We start from the raw sequence: 17580 nt of genomic DNA on the forward strand, positions 1-17580 counted from the left end.
GCGGGGTGCGGCTGATCACGAACATCGTCGGCGCGCCGCTGGATGCGCTGGAGATCGGATGCCCGGTGGAGGTGGTGTGGGACGACCGCCCCGACGGGGTCAGCATTCCCCGCTTCAGGCTGGTGGCGACATGAGCCCGGTTTCAGGACGTCGCCCGGTGGCGGTGGTCACGGGAGGTGCTCGCGGGATCGGGCGGGCCTGCGTGTTGGCGCTGGCGGCCAAGGGCTTCGACGTCGGCGTGGTGGACCTGCTTGCCGAGGCGGCAGAGGCGACGGCCCAGGACGCACGAGGGCTCGGGGCGGATGCGATCGCCGTGCAGGCCGACGTTACGGACCTCGCGGCCAGCTTGCACGCAGCGAGCGCGATCCGCGACAGGCTGGGCGGGATCGACGTGCTGGTGAACAATGCCGGACGGACGATGGGCAAGGGACTGATGGAGATTAGCGAGGAGGAGTGGAGCTCGACGATCGACGTCAATTTGAAGAGCTGCTTCTGCTGGTGCCGGGCCGTGACCCCCATCATGCGCGCGCACGGCGCTGGGCGGATCATCAACATGGCGTCGCTGAACGCGATCACCGGCGGCGTCACCAGCGCGGTGAGCAAATTCGCCTATGCGGCGGCCAAAGGCGGGGTGCTCAGCCTGACCAAGTCGCTGGCGAAGGAGCTGGGGCCCGAGATCGTCGTGAATGCCATCTGCCCGGGTATCATCAAGACGGAATTGACCGCCGGCTTGATCGCCGCCCGGGAAGAGGAGCTGAGCGCCGGGATCACCCTGCGGCGGCTGGGCGTGCCCGAGGACATCGCCGCTGTGGTGGTCTTCCTGGCGACGGTGGAGCCGAATTTCATGACGGGCCAGCATCTGGTGGTCGATGGCGGGCAGTGGGTGACCTGAACCGGCGCGGCGACAAGCCGGACATGACAGCAGCGGAGGATCGATGACGGGCGAACAGGTCTATGACGACATCCTGGTGGAGCGCCGGGGAATGGTGGGCTGGATCACCATCAACCGGCCGGACCGGTTCAATGCCCTCGATCACAAGACGTTCTCGGAGCTGGCCGCTGCGTTCAAGGCTTTCGGCCATGAGAAGGGCATCGGCGTCGTGGTGATCACGGGGGCGGGGGAGAAGTCGTTCTCCGCCGGCGGCTTCCTTGGGGATCTCGCGAATTTCTCGACCGAGCAGGGACGGCTGCTGTTCGATGCGGCCCATGAGCTGCTGACCGCCATGCGCAGGATCCCGCAGCCGGTGATCGCCGCGGTCAACGGCTTCGCCATGGGCGGCGGCAACGAGATCGTGATCTGCTCGGATCTGGCGATCTCCGCCGAGCATGCCCGCTTCGGACAGACGGGGCCGCGGATCGGCAGCTCACCGGTGTTCGGGGCGACGAACCTGCTGGGCATGACGATCGGTGAGAAGAAGGCGCGGGAGGTCTGCTATCTTTGCCGGCAATACACCGCGCAGGAGGCCTTCGACCTGGGCTGGATCAATAAGGTGGTGCCGGCTGGAGAACTCGAGGCGGAAGTGCAGCGCTGGTGCGAGGAACTTCTGGACAAGAGCCCGGCCTATCTGGAGCTCAGCAAGATCACGTCCAATGTCTGGTGGGAGATGTTGAGCCCGGCCATGGAACATGCCAAACAGGCCTTGATCCGGATGGCGGGGGGTCCGGAAATGACAGAGGGCGCATCCGCCTTCATGGAAAAGCGCAAGCCGGATTTCCGGCAGTTCCGGCGTGAGAGCCAGGATCCGGCGGCGTGAGTTTCGGGCAGCCAAACCAATTGCAGTCACAAGGATGCGGGCCGATACGATGTTGAACTCCGTAGAGGATGGACGCCGGGCGCGGTCGGATATGGCGGTGTTGCGAGCCGAGGTGAGGGATTTCATCGCCGAGGAGGAGCGGGCGGGCCATATCCAGATCGGTCAGCAGAGCTGGACCACATGGAACCGGGCGTTCTCGATAAGGGCGGCCGCGCGCGGCTTCGTTGCCATGACCTGGCCGAAGCAGTATGGGGGCCATGAGCGGTCGGCGTTGGAACGGCTGGTGGTCTGTGAGGAGCTTCTCGCGGGCGGCGCGCCGCTCGGGTCGCACTGGATCGCCGATCGCCAGAGCGGACCCCAGATCCTGCGCAACGGCGCGGAGAGCCTGCGTCAGAAGATCCTGCCCGAGATCGCGGCCGGCCGCTGCACCTTCGGGATCGGCATGAGCGAGCCGGATTCCGGGTCCGACCTGTCCTCGATCCGGAGCAAGGCGAGCCGGACCGACGGCGGCTGGCTCCTCGATGGCCGCAAAGTGTGGACGACGAACGCCCAGCACGCCGAGTACATGATCGTCCTCTGCCGCACCTCGCCCCGCGGTGACGACCGCTATGCCGGCCTGTCGCAGCTGGTCGTGGACATGTCGGCCCAGGGCGTGGCCGTGCGACCGCTGATCACCCTGGCCGGGGTCCATGAGTTGAACGAAGTGATTTTCGACCAAGTCTTCGTCGCCGATGATCACCTGCTCGGCCAGGAGGGGGAGGGTTGGCGGCTGGTCACGGAGGAGCTCGCCTTCGAGCGGTCGGGCCCGGACAGATTCCTGTCGACATTCGGCCTGCTGCGCCTGCTGGTGGAGGCCGTGGGCCCCGAGCCTGACCGGCACGAAGCCATCGAGATCGGCACGCTGGTGGCGCGACTTTCGGCGATCCGTCAATTGTCGCTCGATATCGCGGGCCGGCTGGAGCGAGGCGAGCGCGTGGGGGGGATCGCGACCATCATGAAGGACCTCGGCACGCAGATGGAGCAGGCAGTGCCGGAAGTCGCCCGCAAGCTGCTCGACGGTCGGCCCCGGCGCGGCGGATCCGCCGTGGAGGCGGCGCTGGCGGAGGGCATCCTCACTGCGCCCTGTTTCAGCCTGCGCGGCGGGACGCGCGAAATCCTCAAGGGGATCATTGCCAAGGAGCTCGGCCTGCGATGAACGATACCGCAAGACTGCTTGCCGATACGACGACCCGGTTCCTCGCCCGCCACACAGAACAGCCCGGTCAGGCCGAAGGGTCGGATTATTGGACCGAGCTCCAGGACACGGGTCTCACTCTGGCCATGGCCGACGCCGAACAGGGGGGCATCGAAGCCAGCTGGTCCGAGGCTGCGGTCATCGCCGAGAGCTGGGGATTCCATGCCGCCCCGGGTCCAATCGTCGAGATCCTGCTCGCAAGCCGGTTCGGCGGCCCTCATGCCGGGTCCGCGACGGTCGCCGCGATCCCGCTCGATCCCGCAGCGCCCCTCGATGCTGCCTGGTATGAGGGGGCGACCATCCTCCTGGCGCGCCGGCCAGACGGGGACGGGTTCAGGCTTTCGGCCTATCCGATCGCAGGCCTGGAGCCGGTCGCCGACCTGGCCGGCCCGCCCCGGATATTTCTGGAGGTGAACGCGCTGCCGGAGGCCCTGTCCCTCGAGGACTGGCCCGAAGAGCTCGCACTCGGTGGCGGGCTGCTGACGGCCGCCGCCATGCTGGGCGCCATGGAGCGCGTCCAGAGCATCGTCATCGACCATGCCAATACGCGCCAGCAATTCGGACGGCCGCTGGGCAAATTCCAGGCGATCCAGTTCATGATCGCGGAGATGGCCTCAGAGATCACAGTGACGCGGGCGGCGCTGACCGGGGCCCTCGGCCTGGCGGATGCGGGTGCGTGCCGCTCCTTCGATGCGGCCGTGGTCAAGGCCCAGGCCGGGCGCGCGGCAACGTTGGTGGCGGCGCACGCCCATCAGGTGCTCGGAGCGATCGGCTTCACCGAGGAGCACATGCTGCATCATTTTACCAAGCGATTATGGATGTGGCGGGACGATTGGGGGCGCCAGAGCGCTGCAGCAGAGACTGTCGGCCGCGCCGCAGCCGCCGCCGGCGCAGGCGGGCTGTGGCCGTTGATCGTCGGGGCGGATATCGGGGCTCAAGAGGCCGCGGCGGGGTGAAGGCGCGCACCTCGCAAGGTGCTGGAGCATGGTGTCGCTGACGTAAAGGTCTTCCCTCTCGGGTCACCCCGGCCTAGAAGCTCCGAACGCAGCGCGCTATCCTGCGGGAGACTTTGGGCCCCGACCCCGTCGGCCGGGATGCCCAGCCCCACCTTACGGAGATCCTCGACCAGTGCAGAAGACGGCGATGTCACCGGCGGAAACGCCCGGAATGATCTATCCCTTTCCCGAGCCGCCAGGGTTCGGTGAGTTGCGCGAAGTAGCACCAGGACTGCTTTGGACCCGCATTCCCCTGCCGTTCCGCCTGGACCATGTGAACATCTACCTGATCGAGGACGGCGACGGCTGGGCCGTGCTGGATACCGGCATCGGCAATGATCCGACACGAGAGATCTGGCAGAAGCTGGTGGAAGGGCCGCTGGCCGGGCGGCCACTGACGCGGCTGATCGTGACGCATTTCCACCCCGATCACATCGGCCTCGCAGGGTGGCTCTGCGAGCGCTACGGGTTGCCGCTGCTGACCAGCCTCAGCTGCTATCTCGGCTGCCTGAACATCTCGCTGAAGCCCGGATCGCTGGAGGCGCAGCCTTATCGGGAGTTCTATCTCCGCCACGGAATGGCGACCGAGACGGCCGATCTCGTGGCCACCCAGGGGCACGACTATCTGAGGATGGTGACCCCGCTGCCGCCGACCTTCTCGCGGGTCGTCGCCGGTGACGTGTTGAGGATCGGTGGCCGGGATTTCGACGTGCTGATGGGGGACGGCCACGCCCCGGACCAGATCATGCTGTCCTGTGCGGCCGACAAGATCTTCCTGGCGGCCGACCAGGTGCTGGCCAAGATTACGCCCAATATCAGCATCTGGGAGGTCGACCCGGACGGAGACCCGCTGGGTCTCTATCTGCGCTCCTTGCGAAGTCTGGCGGAGCGGATCGATCCCGAGGCGCTGGTGCTGCCCGGACATCAGCTGCCCTTCTACGGTCTGCAGGCGCGGTGCCGGGAACTGGCGGCGCATCACGAGGAACGCTGCCGGAGAATCGCCGAGGCCTGCCGGCAGGGGGCGAAGTCGATCGCAGACCTGGTGCCCGTGCTGTTCACACGGCCGCTCGATCCGCACCAGATGAGCTTCGCGTTCAGCGAGACCCATGCCCATGTGAACAGCATGGTGCGGACCGGCGAACTGGTCTGGCAGAGGGCCATGGACGGACGGATGAGGGTCGTGCTGGCCGGATAGCGGGTCTCAGACCGCCAAAGACGGGGGAGCTTCGTATTTCGATTGAAGAATCGAGGCCAGGTCGTCGGACACGGACACGCAGTTCCGACCAGACGCCTTGGCCTTGTAGAGCGCTCGATCGGCTTCGGTATAGAGGCTGTCGATGGACCGACCGGTGCGGATCGCGGCGCCGACGGATATGGTGACCTGCACGGCCACCCCTTCGGCAACCAACGGGACCGGCCCGTGGCGATTGCAGAAGGCATTCAGCCGGTCGTAAATGTCCTGCGGCGGACCATCCTTGACCAGGAGTGCGAATTCGTCGCCGCCCATTCGCCCGAGGATGCCAAGGCCCTCAAACTCCCTGGACATGCGATCGGCAAAGAGCTTCAGCACATAATCGCCGATGCGATGGCCGTGCGTGTCATTGATCAGCTTGAAATGATCGATGTCGATGATCGCCAAGATCATATAGGCGAAGGGCGTCCGATCGAGATCGTCCAGGAGCGCGCGCCGGTTCGGCAGGCCGGTCAGCGGATCCGTCCGGCTCAGCTTCTCCACCTCCAGCTTCGCATTCCAAAGTGCGATGTGAGAGCGGCCAATCGTATAGGCGATCGGTCCGGCAATGCCGCCCGCCACAATGACCGTGATCACCCATGAACGGATTGCGGCCTGCCAATCGGAAAAGAAGATGAGCTGATTGGTGACGTCTGCAGCCAAGGCGATCGCGACCGCCAGCAGCATGATGCGCGCCACGAAGGGCAGCAGAGCGGATTCGTCGCGAACGATGGGATTCGTGACCAGCTCTGAAAATCTACGCACAAGCACCTCACTCCTGAGGAGCTAAGATAGGAAATGTGGAGCTTGCTTGCAATTCGAGCGGCCCGCTGCCCCCTCCGGACGCGTCGCGCGCTGGTCTGAAAATTAGTTTGCCAAAAGGCGAAGTTTCGATATAGTTCGCCAAATGGAAAACTATATGGCTTCCCTCGATGCGGCATTTCATGCCCTGGCCGATCCCACGCGACGCGCGGTCGTCAGCCGCCTCGTGCGCGGCCCGGCCCCGGTGAAGGAACTGGCTGCGCCCTTCGCCATGGGGCTGCCCGCTTTCTTAAAACATCTTCGGGTGCTGGAGACAGACGGCCTGATCCGATCCGAGAAGGTCGGTCGCGTCCGCACCTGCTGGGTGAACAGCGACAGGCTGGCGGCCGCCGAAGGCTGGCTGTCCCAGCAACGCGCGCTCTGGCAGGCCAGTGCTGACCGGCTTGCCGATTATGTCGAATTGCAGATGCCAAGGAGCATGGACGATGGCGGCTGAAGATCACGAACTGACCATTTCGCGTTACATCAATGCGCCGCCCGCGAGGGTCTGGACGGCGTGGAGCACGGCCGAACATCTGGAAAAATGGTGGATCCCGGCGCCCATCGAATGCAAGGTGATCACGCTGGACCTCCGGCCCGGCGGCGGGTTCGAGACGCTGATGCGCGAGGGTGGCGGCGCCTTCCAACCCCATGTCAACGGGTGCTTCCTGGAGGTCATTCCGGAAGCGCGCCTCGCCTTTACGACAGTGATGAGCGCAGGGTGGAAGCCGATCGAGCCGTGGTTGGCGCTGACGGCGATCATGAGTTTCGAGGCCGTCGGGAAGGGCACCCAGTATTCGGCCCGTGTCCTGCACAAGACCGAATCCGACTCCCGCAAGCATGAAGAGATGGGGTTCCAGGAGGGGTGGGGGACAGCGATCAACCAGCTCGCGCAGCTCGTCGAAGGACCGGTGTAACCCGGGTTCAGCTAAGATCTCACGAGTTGGGGCGACCGTCCAAGCGTGGCCGGCCGCCCTGTCTTGGTCGCCGACTCAGGCCTGGATGAACGCCAGCAGATCCGGATTGAGCACCTCGGCATGGGTCGTCAACATGCCATGGGGGAAGCCCGGGTAGACTTTCAGCGTACCGTTCTTCAAGAGCTTCACGGAGAGGCGGGATGCGTCGTCGATCGGCACGACCTGATCGTCGTCGCCATGAGCGACCAGGGTTGGCACCGAGATCGCCTGAAGATCCTGGGTCTGATCGGTCTCGGAGAACGCCTTGATCCCCTCGTAATGAGCCTTGGCGCTGCCGTTCATGCCTTGGCGCCACCAATTGTCGATCACACCCTGGGAGATCTTCGCACCCGGCCGGTTGAAGCCGTAGAACGGGCCGCTGGCCACGTCGACATAGAATTGGGAACGATTGGCGGCCAGGGCAGCCCGGAAGCCGTCGAACACTTCGATGGGGGTGCCGCCGGGATTGCTCGCGGTCTTCACCATGAGCGGTGGTATCGCGCTCACCAGTATCGCCTTGGCGACGCGGCCCTGGGGCTCGCCATGTTGGGCCACGTAACGAGCCACCTCGCCGCCGCCGGTGGAATGGCCGATATGGATGGCCTCGCGCAGGTCGAGATGTGCGGCCACCGCCGCGGCATCGGCGGCATAATGGTCCATGTCATGGCCGTCGCTGACTTGGGCCGAGCGACCGTGGCCGCGACGGTCGTGGGCGATGACGCGAAAGCCCTTGCCGAGGAAATACAGCATCTGGGTATCCCAGTCGTCGGCGGAGAGCGGCCAGCCATGGTGGAACATGATCGGCTGGGCCGTCTTCGAACCCCAATCCTTGTAATAGATGTCGACGCCGTCCTTCGTTGTGACCATCGGCATAGGTATCCCTTTCTCACGTCTCGTGGTTTTCCGGGAGGAAACTGGTCCATCGCCGCCGCACTCTGCTGCGCCAGATGTTGTCATGATGGTGCCAGGATGATGACGCCGGGAAAACCGTACAATCGGATTACCTGCCCATACGAGCGGCTAGGAGAGCTAGACCTTGGTGTACGTCTCCGCAGGCCGAGGAGCGGCGACGGGTCGCCGATTGTCGTCGCGGGGGATGGCGCTGCCTTCCTGGCCGCGGCACATGCGCATGGCCTCGGCCAGGGAAAGATCACGAAACGGGGTGAAGGCAAAGAGCTTCGGGGTCACCAGCAGGGTACAGACGCCCTTGCTCTTCTCGATCCGAAGGCATACCGGCCGGTTCTGGACAGTGGTCATGAGCCCGCCGATGGTGCGGCATCGGGAGACGACCGCCTCGGTCGGCAATTCAATGATGACGTCCCGCATCGGCCTGGCCGGTTCGGGAACAGCCAGTGCGGCGAGAAGCACCAGCGGAGCGAGGTGTGACATGGCCGTGCAGGTTAGGACCGGCCTGCCGCGAAGTCACGCCCGGAGTGACACTCGTGACAGGCTGGCCGGACGTGGCTCGCAAGAGTTTGTTGAAGATCAGCGGGTGACAGCGGCCTCGGCGAAGGCGCCGGCGAGATCGGTGCGCGCCGAAAACAGCTTGTCCGCATCTGCGAGGGCGGCCGCCTCCGCCGCCACGTCCCCAGGACGGTTGCCAAAGCCCACCATGGAGCCGCCCCAGGAGGCCTTCAGATAGGTCGCGCAGAGCTGCAAGGTCCCCAGGAGGGGCTTTGCCTGGTGAAGCTCCCGCTCGCTGAGGACGGTGATCGCCCAGAATGTCTTGCCCGCCATGCGCGCACGAAAATCGACGCCCGGCTCGCGCAGCCAGTTGGCCCAGTAGTCAAGATAGAGCTTCGAACTGGCAGGAACCGAATACCAGTAGACGGGTGCCACGAAGACGAGGTCGGTCGCCCACAGGGTCTTCTCGAGCAGGATCCGCGCGTTCTCCACCATGGGCTGGTGGAGCGCCTCGGTGTGGCGCATGTCGACGTATTCCGGCAGGGGATAATCCGAGTGGCGCAACCAGACCTGCTCTGCGTCATGGGGGAGAGACGCCGCCGCACGGCGGGCGAGCAACTCGGCATTGCCATCACCCCTGCCACTGGACAGCAGGAAGAGGACCCGCCGCGCTCCGCTCTCATCGATCGCCATTGCTGTTCTCTCCATTCGCCATGTGCTGGGCGTTAGATAGAGACATGGCTCAGCCGCCACCATGGAAATCGACTGCCTCCTGCCTGTAGTTCTGCTACAGGCTTGGCCATGACACGACTGCCGCCCCTCGGCGCGCTCCGCGCCTTCGACGCCGCCGCGCGATTGCTGAACTTCAGACTGGCCGCCGAGGAGCTGGCCGTCACGCATGGGGCCGTCGCTCAGCAGGTGCGAGCCCTGGAGGCAAACCTCGGCGTGATGCTGTTCGAGCGCGGACCGCGCGGTCTCAGCCTGACCCAGGAGGGGCATGCGTTCCATCCTCCGATCCGGCGGGCCTTCGCACTGATCGCGACGGCGTCCGCGTCGTTCGACACCGGGCGGCGGGCGGGAGGTCGGGCCTGCGTGACGGTGACCGTGACACCGTCCTTCGCCGCCAAATGGCTGATCCCAAGGCTCGCCAAGTTTTCCACCGAGTTCCCCGAGATCGAGGTCCGCATCCTGGCCTCCGAGCAGCTGGAACCGCTGGGGTCGAAGGGCACCTCGGATCTCGCCGTGCGCCTGACGGACGGGCCGTTCGATCGCGCTCTGGACGCGACCCTGCTGATGCCGATCTGCCTGTTTCCGATCTGCAACCCCAGCGTGGCAGCGCAGCTCCACAGTCCCGACGATCTCGAGCATGCAACGCTGCTGCATGACAGTCATGACCTCTGGCCACTCTGGCTGGAGCGGGCGGGATCGTCGATCCGGGGGCGCAGCGGGATCCGGTTCAATCAAAGCTCGCTGGCCCTGGATGCGGCCCTGGACGGGCAGGGTGTCGCGCTGTCTCCGGCGCCGCTCGTGCAGGACGATCTCAGTCGCGGCCTGCTCATGGCACCCTTCGGGACCGAGCTGTTCATCGAAAGCGAGAGATCGTTCTACATCGTGATGCCCAAACATGCCCGCCCGGAGGCCGTCTGCTTCCGAGACTGGCTGCTCAGGGCCGCCGACGTCACGGAACTCTAGGCGGGGCGCCGACGGAACGGCACATCCACGGTCCAAAAGGTCGCCGCGCGCCACACCCACTCCAAGGGGCCGTAGCGAAAATGGCGAAACCACATATGCGCGAAGACAAGCTGTGCGGCGAAGGCGGATGCGGCCAGAGGCATGACCGAGGTCTGGGTCATGGTCGCATGGAGGCCGAGGCCAAATCCGTAGAAGACGGGAACGAAGACCAGGGCCTGGCCCACATACAAGGTGAGGGTCATGCGCCCGGCCGGCGCCAAGGCGTTCAGTATCCGGTGGCCGCGCCCATAATAGAGAATGAGGAAGCCCATCATCAGGACCACCATGAGGCTCAGGTTCAGCAGGCTGGAGAGGATCGTCGTGAGGATGACCCGCGGCATGACCATGGGGCGGGCCTGGGGAACGAGTGCCGCCAAATGGTCTCGCCCCAGATAGAGGCCCAGGGCGACGATCACGGCGACGGCGAAACAGACGAGCCGCGTCCGCACGAAGCTTTCGGGCCGCTGGAAAAAGCCGATCCGTCCCAGGAGGAACCCGATGAGCGACAGGCCCAGGATCTGATTGAGACGACCGGATTCCCACATGAACTGCCACTTGAAAAGGTGCCCGAAGGCGAGATTCGTGCGCAGGGTCTCAAGGAGGCTGCCGGTGAGATAGGCGCGGGGGATGCCAAGGCTCCAGTAGCCCGGGGGACGGTTGGCCCATTCGGCGCCGGCAAGGGCACTCACCAGCTGAATCCACATCTGCGGCTGCAGCAGGAGAAAGACCGCCAGAGCGAGAATGGCCAGATTGGATTTCACCCGATAGATGGGCAGCAAGAGCACGCCCATAAGGGCCAAAATTTCGAGTATATCGTTCCAGTACCATAGGCTATGCAGAAGGCCGAACAGGCCCAAGACCGCCAGACGCCAGAGAAAACGGACAGTGAAGTCGTTTCCTCGCTGCGCCTGCCGGTCCATGATGATGAAGAACGAAGCGCCGAAACACAGCGACAGAAGAGCAAATGACTTGCCGCCGAACATGGTGAACACGACATCATGGACGGTGCGTTGCAACGGGACGGTGGTCGGGTGTGCCCAGTAGAGTGAGTAGAGTTCGGACATGTGCACGAAGAAGAGACCCATCAACGCCAAGCCTCGCAGAGCGTCGAGTCCCTCGAACCGAGGCGCATAGTCGGGTTGGCGTGCGATCAGACTTCCCCAGCATGATTTTCCGTGCAGAAGCGAGCGGTGGATACGCCACGGCATGCCGCCTCCGCTCAGGGGATCATTACACAGGGCAGGCCCTGTCCGACACCGGGACTTCCGGGCCAGAGCAACAAACCCCTCGCAACGCAGGGAACTCCCGCCCTGTGCTCCAGTTCAGCGGGGGTGGCGCGCTGGGCTATGCGCATGAGCGGAGGACGTCTTCCTCAGACTCCGGCCCGAGACGAAGGTGGTGAAGATGGAGCCGGAAGGGGCGCAGCAGGGGACCACGTCCGCCTTTCTCAATGATTGCGGCGAACTCGGACGTCGCATCGCAGAGTTCGACTGGGCCTCCACCTCCATCGGCCCGATCTCCGACTGGTCGCCGATCCTGCGCGGCACGGTCAGCCTCATGCTCCGCAGCGCGATCCCCATGGTGCTGCTTTGGGGCGAGCAGGGCGTCATGATCTATAATGACGCCTATGCACAGTTCTCCGGCCAGAGAGACGAGAAGCTGCTGGGATCCAATGTGCGGGAGGGTTGGGGGGAGGCCGCCAGCTTCAACGACCATGTGATGCGGGTGTGCCTCGCCGGGCAAACGCTCAGCTACAAGGATCTCGAGCTGACGCTCGACCGGAACGGCCAGCCCGAACAGGTGTGGATGGACCTCGACTATTCGCCGGTGCCCAGCGAGGACGGGAGCCCGGTGGGGGTCCTGGCCATCGTGGTGGAGACGACGGAGGCCCATCATGCGCAACGGGCGCTGGAGAACAGCGAAGCCCGGCTTCGGTTCCTGGACGCGCTCGGCCATGCCGTCGTCGGGCGGACCGATGCCGACGATGTGCTGGGCATCACCACCCGCATGACGGCAGAACATCTGAAAGTGTCCAGCTGCGCCTATGCCGACATGGATGATGATCAGGATGGCTTCACCATCCGCGGCGACTGGCATGCCGAAGGCTCCTCGTCCATCGTGGGCCACTACCAGCTCACAGATTTCGGGACGCTTGCCGTGCAAGAGCTGCGCGCGGGCAGGCCCTTGGTCATCAACGATACTTCGGCCGAGCTGCCGCCCGAAGAAGCCAAGGCGTTCCAGAATATCGGGATTGCCTCGACACTGTGCATGCCGCTGATCAAGGAGGGGCGGCTCATCGCCCTGATGGCGGTGCATGACAGCGCCGTGAGGCCCTGGTCGGATTACGATATCAGCATCATCCGAGAGGTTACCGAACGGTCCTGGGCGCATGTCCAGCGGGTGGGCGCCGAGGGCCTGTTGCGCGAGCGCGAGGGCCGAAACCGCCAGATCCTGGACAGCGCCAGTGATTATGGGATCGTGGCGACTGATCTCGACGGCATGATCACCATGTGGAATGCCGGCGCCGCCGACATGCTCGGCTGGGGCGAGGCGGAGATGCTGGGCCAATCCATGTCGATCATCTTCACGGAAGAGGACCGGCAGGCGGGACGACCGGAACAGAAGCGGCTGGAAGCACTGCAGACAGGGCAGGCCCATGATGCGCGCTGGCACGTCAAGAAGTCCGGCGATCAGTTCTGGGGCCTCAGCGAGATGCGGCCGCTGAGGGACGCCAAAGGCATCGCCGTCGGCTTCGTGAAGCTGATGCGCGATCGGACGGAACAACATCGCGCGCAAGAGGCGCTGCGGGCCACCGAGGAGCAGTTGCGCCGGGCGCAAACCGCCGGCGGCGTTGGCCTGTTCTCCATCGACGTGGCCACCAACATCATCCAGGGCACACCGGAATTCTGCCGGATCTTCGGCCTCGAACCCTGCCAGAGCCTCGATTCAAGGGAGATCGAGACGCTGATCGTTCCGGAGGACGTCGACGTCGTCTCGAACGAGGAGAGACGGCGCGCCGGGACCGCGCCGCTGGACGTGGAGTACCGGATCCGCCGGGCGGATACAGGCGAAGAGCGCATCATCGCCCGCAAGGCGCAATATGAGCGGGATGAACAGGGACATCCGCTCCGCCTGGTGGGGGCCGTCCAGGACTGGACCGAACGCCGGCGGGTGCAGTTCGCGTTGGAGAAGAGCGAGGCCCAGTTCAGTGCCCTGGCGCAGAACATGCCGAACCAGGTCTGGACCGCCCGTGCGGACGGGTCTCTCGACTGGTTCAACGCCCAGGTCTATGCCTATAGCGGTGCCGAACAAGCCTCCCTCCTCGGCGAGGGATGGGCGCAGATCGTGCATCCGGACGATCTGCCCCTGGCTGCACAGCGGTGGGCAAGCTCCGTGAGTTCGGGAGCGACCTATGAAACCGAGTTCCGTCTGCGCGACGCGGCGGGACATTACCGCTGGTACCTCGCGCGTGCCGTGCCGTTGAAGGATGCCCGCGGCCGGATCACCTCCTGGGTCGGCACCAACACCGATATCGATGTCCAGAAGATGGCGGAGGCCGCCAATGCGCGGGACCGAAACCGGCTGTGGACGATCAGCCAGGACCTCATGCTGGTCTGCGATTTCAGCGGCGCGATCACGGCCGTCAACCCTTCCGCCCAGAGGCTGCTCGGATGGAGCGAGGCGGAGATGGTGGGCAGGCTCCTGGGCGATTTCCTCCATCCCGAGGATCTGGAGGTCACCGCCTCGGAAGTCGCCAAGCTTTCGACGGGGGCCACCACGCTGGCATTCGAGAATCGATACCGCGCGAAAGACGGCGAGTATCGGCTGCTCGCCTGGACGGCTGTTCCCGACAATGGCCGCATCCATGCCGTGGGCCGCGACATTACGGAGCAACGGGCGATCGAAGATGCGCTGAGGCAGAGCCAGAAGATGGAAGCGGTCGGCCAGCTGACCGGCGGCATCGCCCATGATTTCAACAATCTGCTGCAGGGCATCACCGGCAGTCTCGACATGATCGACACCCGGCTGACCCAGGGCCGCGTCGACGATCTTCGGCGCTGGCTGACCGGTGCGAAGACCTCGGCGAACCGGGCTGCAGCCTTGACCCATCGGCTGCTGGCCTTTTCGCGCCGGCAACCCCTCGACCCGCGGCCGGTGCGGTCCAATCCGCTGATCTCTTCCATGGAGGACATGCTGCGGAGGACGCTGGGGGAGAGAATCGACCTCGAATTGGTGCTTGCCGGCGGACTCTGGCTCACGCGATGCGATCCCAACCAGTTGGAGAGCGCCATCCTCAACCTTGCCATCAATGCGCGGGATGCCATGCCGCACGGCGGCAAGCTCACGATCGAGACCTGCAACGCGCATCTCGACAGCGTCTATGCCGCCCGCCAGCGTGACGTGAAGCCCGGCCAATATGTGTGCATCTGCGTGACCGACAACGGCATCGGCATGGACAAGGAAACCGCGGTAAAGGCGTTCGAGCCCTTCTTTACGACCAAGCCGATCGGGCAGGGGACCGGGCTCGGGCTGTCGATGATCTACGGGTTCACACGGCAGTCGGGGGGGTATGCCCGGATCTATAGCGAAATCGGCCAGGGGACGACGATCAAGCTCTATCTGCCGCGCCATCGCGGCGAGGACGATCCGGAGGAGACGGCATCGGAGCTGGAGCCGGTGCCCTTCGGGCATGCGGGCGAAGTGATCCTGGTGGTGGAGGATGAGCCCGTCGTCAGGGGGCTGATCGTGGAGGTGCTGACCGAGATCGGCTACCAGGCGCTCGAAGCCGGCGACGGGACCAAAGGTCTGGAGATCCTGCATTCCAAGAGGCGAATCGACCTGCTGATCACCGATATGGGGCTCCCGGGGCTGAATGGCCGTCAGGTTGCAGAGGGCGGCCGGCTCGTCAGGCCGGAGCTGAAGGTCCTGTTCATCACCGGTTATGCCGAAAACGCGGCGCTGGCCTCGGGCTTTCTCGAGCCTGGAATGGCCATGATCACCAAGCCTTTCGCCATGGAGGCGCTGGCGGGCCGGATCAGAGACATCCTCGAAAGCTGAGTGCGGAGGCTGGCGAGTGCCCGCGTACCGCAGCCGGCGACAGGCGCTTGAGGAGCTCGCGTGATTTTCGCATCGATGTGGCAAAGATCACAGACCGCCTTCCGCATTTGAAGGACGCTGGGTTCATCGATGAGTTGCGATGTGTCAGCGCCCCCAAACTCTCGCCATTGCAACCATCGATTCAAGGGAGGAACGGCGGTCCGTACCGCCGCCGTTCCTCCCAGATTTGCGCCCTTCCAGAATAAGATAAGATATCCTATAGGATTTTATCTTGCGTTTCGGCACCGCGAGTGTAGCCTGCCTCTTCATCCGGACGGGGGCGGGCCGGGGACCGCGGGGCTCGTTTCCCAACGCGGCCCCGGATCCCTCTTTTCCGTGCCGAAGTTCATCCGAGAGACCGATGTTTGGAACTTTTCGCAGCCCCAAGGCAGTCTATTTCGGCGCAGGACAGCGCGCATTGCTCGCTCGTATCGTGGCCGGCTTCGGACAGCGGACACTCATCTGCACGGACGAACGCCTGGCATCCGATCCCGTGTTCGGCGCCCTGGTCGAGAGTGTCACTCGAGCGGGCGTGGCCGTGACCGTGTTCAGCCGGACCTTGCCCGACGTGCCGACCAGCTGCGTCGAGGATGCAGCGTCAGTGGCCCGCCAAATAAAGCCCGACAGCATCGTCGCCATCGGCGGAGGCAGCTGCCTCGACCTGGGAAAGATGGCCGCCCTGATCCACACCCATGGGGGTCGGCCGCAAGACTATTACGGCGAGTTCAAAGTGCCCGGGCCGGTCCTGCCCATCATCGCCCTGCCGACCACGGCGGGAACCGGGTCGGAGGTGACGCCGGTCGCCGTTTTGTCCGATCCCGACAAAGTTCTGAAAGTCGGCGTCTCAGATCCACACCTCATTCCCAGTGTTGCGATCTGTGACCCGGAGCTGACGCTTTCCTGCCCCGCCTCGCTGACTGCGGCGACCGGTGCCGATGCCCTGACGCATGCCATCGAGTCGTTCACTGCGATCCGCAGATCGGAAGAGGCCGGACTGCCGTTGGAGCGGGTGTTCGTCGGCAAGAATGCCATCAGCGACCACCATGCGCTGGAAGCCGTGAGGTTGATCTCGGGCGCGTTGGCCGGGGTCGTGGGGGACGGGACCCGGCTCGATCTGCGCGAGCAGATGATGTATGGCGCCATGCTGGCGGGACAGGCCTTCGCCAATGCCGGCAATGCCGCAGCCCATGCGTTGCAATATCCCATCGGCGCGCTGACACATACGGCCCATGGGATCGGCGTCGCCGCGCTGATGCCCTATGTGATGGCCTTCAATCTTCCGGCCCGCGCCGCGGAGTTCGCTGCGATCGCCGAGGCCATGGGCGTGGAGCCCGATGACAGCCAGGACGCCCTGGCGCTGGCCGCGATCGATGCGGTGGCTGCGCTCTATGGGGAGATCGGCATCCCCGCCACCCTCGCCGAACTGGGCTTTCCAGAGGACAGGATCGAGTGGGCTGCAGAACAGGCGATGACGGCCGCGAGACTGGTTCACAACAACCCGGTCGCGCTCGAGCTCGCTGACATGAAGACCATCCTGACGGCAGCCTATCATGGAGACAGGACCTCCCTGACGGATGGCCGCGCGAACGGGCGAGGCCCCGTCCATTCGGTCGCAAGGCTGCAAACTGAGACAGCACGTGGTCGCATTCCGTCCGTGGAGATCCAATCATCTTGAAAGACCGCGATTACCGTTTCGCTGCCACGGACGGCGACAGCCGACCGATCCGGTCGGTCGGGCTTGCCGACGAGGCCTATGCCCTCATCCTCGGGCAGCTGATCTCGCTGAAGCTGCCGCCGGGCGCGCGCATCACTGTCGATGAGTTGGCCCGGCAATTCGGCATTTCGCAGACCCCCATTCGCGAGGCGCTGGGGCGGCTCGAGACGCATGGGCTCGTCACGAAGACCCACCTGATCGGTTATCGCGCGACACCCCAGCTCACCCGTGAGCAATTCCAGGACCTGTATGAAATCCGACTGCTCCTCGAGCCGGCGGCCGCGCGACAAGCGGCACTCAAGATCGAGGCGCAAGAGATCGAAGCGCTGAAGCGCTTCGCCGCGGAGATGGCAGAGGAGGTCGCGCGCGGGGCGCAGGGCAATCATGGCCGCTTTCCCCTGCATGACGGGGAGTTTCACGCGCGGATCGCTCTCGCCGGACGGAACAACCTCATCGCCGATGCCCTGTCCCGGCTCCATGCGCATGTGCACATCTTCCGCCTGTATTATCACTCGTGGATCACGGAGAGCGCGGTGCGGGAGCATCAGGCCATCGTCGAGGCCATCGCCCGGCATGATGCCGACGGCGCGGAACGCAGCATGCGGTCGCATATCGAGGAGTCGTGGAGGCGCCTGAAACAAGGTTTCTGACGCCTGGCCGTAC

At 64.8% G+C, this 17580-nt stretch carries 16 protein-coding genes; 11 read left to right on the top strand and 5 right to left on the bottom strand.

Annotated features, from left to right (window positions below; translation table 11 throughout):
* Positions 1–130: 130 nt before the first annotated feature.
* From FKM97_RS04085 to FKM97_RS04105, 5 genes are all read left to right on the top strand, one after another.
* Positions 131–892 (top strand): SDR family NAD(P)-dependent oxidoreductase, encoded by a 762-nt coding sequence (locus tag FKM97_RS04085; protein ID WP_143957899.1) that lies wholly within the window; start codon positions 131–133, stop codon positions 890–892.
* 43 nt (positions 893–935) lie between these two features.
* The gene (locus FKM97_RS04090) at positions 936–1754 is read left to right on the top strand and encodes an enoyl-CoA hydratase-related protein (RefSeq protein ID WP_205014726.1); all 819 of its coding nucleotides are present in this window, start codon (positions 936–938) and stop codon (positions 1752–1754) included.
* 49 nt (positions 1755–1803) lie between these two features.
* The gene (locus tag FKM97_RS04095) at positions 1804–2949 is read left to right on the top strand and encodes an acyl-CoA dehydrogenase family protein (protein WP_143957900.1); all 1146 of its coding nucleotides are present in this window, start codon (positions 1804–1806) and stop codon (positions 2947–2949) included.
* Complete coding sequence (locus tag FKM97_RS04100) at positions 2946–3944, top strand: acyl-CoA dehydrogenase family protein (RefSeq protein WP_143957901.1); 999 nt, start codon at positions 2946–2948, stop codon at positions 3942–3944. Before FKM97_RS04095 ends, FKM97_RS04100 begins: the two co-directional genes overlap by 4 nt.
* A 187-nt stretch (positions 3945–4131) precedes the next feature.
* The gene (locus tag FKM97_RS04105) at positions 4132–5178 is read left to right on the top strand and encodes an MBL fold metallo-hydrolase (RefSeq protein ID WP_205014779.1); all 1047 of its coding nucleotides are present in this window, start codon (positions 4132–4134) and stop codon (positions 5176–5178) included.
* Positions 5179–5184: 6 nt separating this feature from the next.
* Here the strand turns inward: FKM97_RS04105 and FKM97_RS04110 are convergent, their stop codons facing one another.
* Positions 5185–5979 carry a GGDEF domain-containing protein gene (locus tag FKM97_RS04110; protein WP_143957902.1) on the bottom strand — a complete coding sequence of 265 codons (795 nt, stop codon included), beginning with the start codon at positions 5977–5979 and terminating at the stop codon, positions 5185–5187.
* Positions 5980–6133: 154 nt separating this feature from the next.
* Between FKM97_RS04110 and FKM97_RS04115 the strand changes: the two genes are divergently transcribed.
* Together FKM97_RS04115 and FKM97_RS04120 are read left to right on the top strand one after the other, a co-directional pair.
* Positions 6134–6472: an ArsR/SmtB family transcription factor gene (locus FKM97_RS04115; RefSeq protein WP_143957903.1), complete on the top strand. Its 339-nt coding sequence runs from the start codon at positions 6134–6136 to the stop codon at positions 6470–6472.
* On the top strand, positions 6462–6932 hold the full coding sequence (locus FKM97_RS04120) for an SRPBCC domain-containing protein (protein ID WP_143957904.1): 471 nt from the start codon (positions 6462–6464) through the stop codon (positions 6930–6932). The genes FKM97_RS04115 and FKM97_RS04120 overlap by 11 nt, the downstream gene beginning before the upstream one ends.
* A gap of 75 nt (positions 6933–7007) precedes the next feature.
* Here FKM97_RS04120 and FKM97_RS04125 read toward each other — a convergent pair whose 3' ends face one another.
* The 3 genes from FKM97_RS04125 to FKM97_RS04135 all read right to left on the bottom strand — a co-directional run bounded on the left by FKM97_RS04125 (position 7008) and on the right by FKM97_RS04135 (position 9068).
* On the bottom strand, positions 7008–7844 hold the full coding sequence (locus FKM97_RS04125) for an alpha/beta fold hydrolase (protein WP_143957905.1): 837 nt from the start codon (positions 7842–7844) through the stop codon (positions 7008–7010).
* Between the two features lie 156 nt (positions 7845–8000).
* The gene (locus tag FKM97_RS04130) at positions 8001–8360 is read right to left on the bottom strand and encodes a hypothetical protein (RefSeq protein ID WP_143957906.1); all 360 of its coding nucleotides are present in this window, start codon (positions 8358–8360) and stop codon (positions 8001–8003) included.
* Positions 8361–8456: 96 nt separating this feature from the next.
* A complete protein-coding gene (locus FKM97_RS04135; RefSeq protein ID WP_143957907.1) occupies positions 8457–9068 on the bottom strand; it encodes an NAD(P)H-dependent oxidoreductase in 612 nt (203 codons plus the stop codon).
* 108 nt (positions 9069–9176) lie between these two features.
* On the opposite strand from FKM97_RS04135, the gene FKM97_RS04140 reads away from it, so the two are divergent.
* Positions 9177–10067 carry a LysR substrate-binding domain-containing protein gene (locus FKM97_RS04140; protein WP_143957908.1) on the top strand — a complete coding sequence of 297 codons (891 nt, stop codon included), beginning with the start codon at positions 9177–9179 and terminating at the stop codon, positions 10065–10067.
* On the opposite strand, the gene FKM97_RS04145 is transcribed toward FKM97_RS04140, so the two are convergent.
* Entirely contained in the window at positions 10064–11314 is a 1251-nt protein-coding gene (locus FKM97_RS04145) for a DUF418 domain-containing protein (protein WP_143957909.1), read from the bottom strand. The genes FKM97_RS04140 and FKM97_RS04145 overlap by 4 nt on opposite strands.
* Before the next feature lie 196 nt (positions 11315–11510).
* Between FKM97_RS04145 and FKM97_RS04150 the strand changes: the two genes are divergently transcribed.
* The 3 genes from FKM97_RS04150 (at position 11511) to FKM97_RS04160 (ending at position 17567) form a co-directional block, all read left to right on the top strand.
* Positions 11511–15164, top strand: a complete 3654-nt coding sequence (locus tag FKM97_RS04150) for a PAS domain S-box protein (protein WP_144291627.1) — start codon at positions 11511–11513, stop codon at positions 15162–15164.
* Positions 15165–15564: 400 nt separating this feature from the next.
* Entirely contained in the window at positions 15565–16878 is a 1314-nt protein-coding gene (locus tag FKM97_RS04155) for an iron-containing alcohol dehydrogenase (protein ID WP_143957910.1), read from the top strand.
* Complete coding sequence (locus tag FKM97_RS04160) at positions 16875–17567, top strand: GntR family transcriptional regulator (protein WP_143957911.1); 693 nt, start codon at positions 16875–16877, stop codon at positions 17565–17567. The genes FKM97_RS04155 and FKM97_RS04160 overlap by 4 nt, the downstream gene beginning before the upstream one ends.
* Positions 17568–17580: the final 13 nt, after the last annotated feature.

Source organism: Rhodoligotrophos appendicifer, from assembly GCF_007474605.1.
GTDB classification, from domain to species: Bacteria; Pseudomonadota; Alphaproteobacteria; order Rhizobiales; family Im1; genus Rhodoligotrophos; species Rhodoligotrophos appendicifer.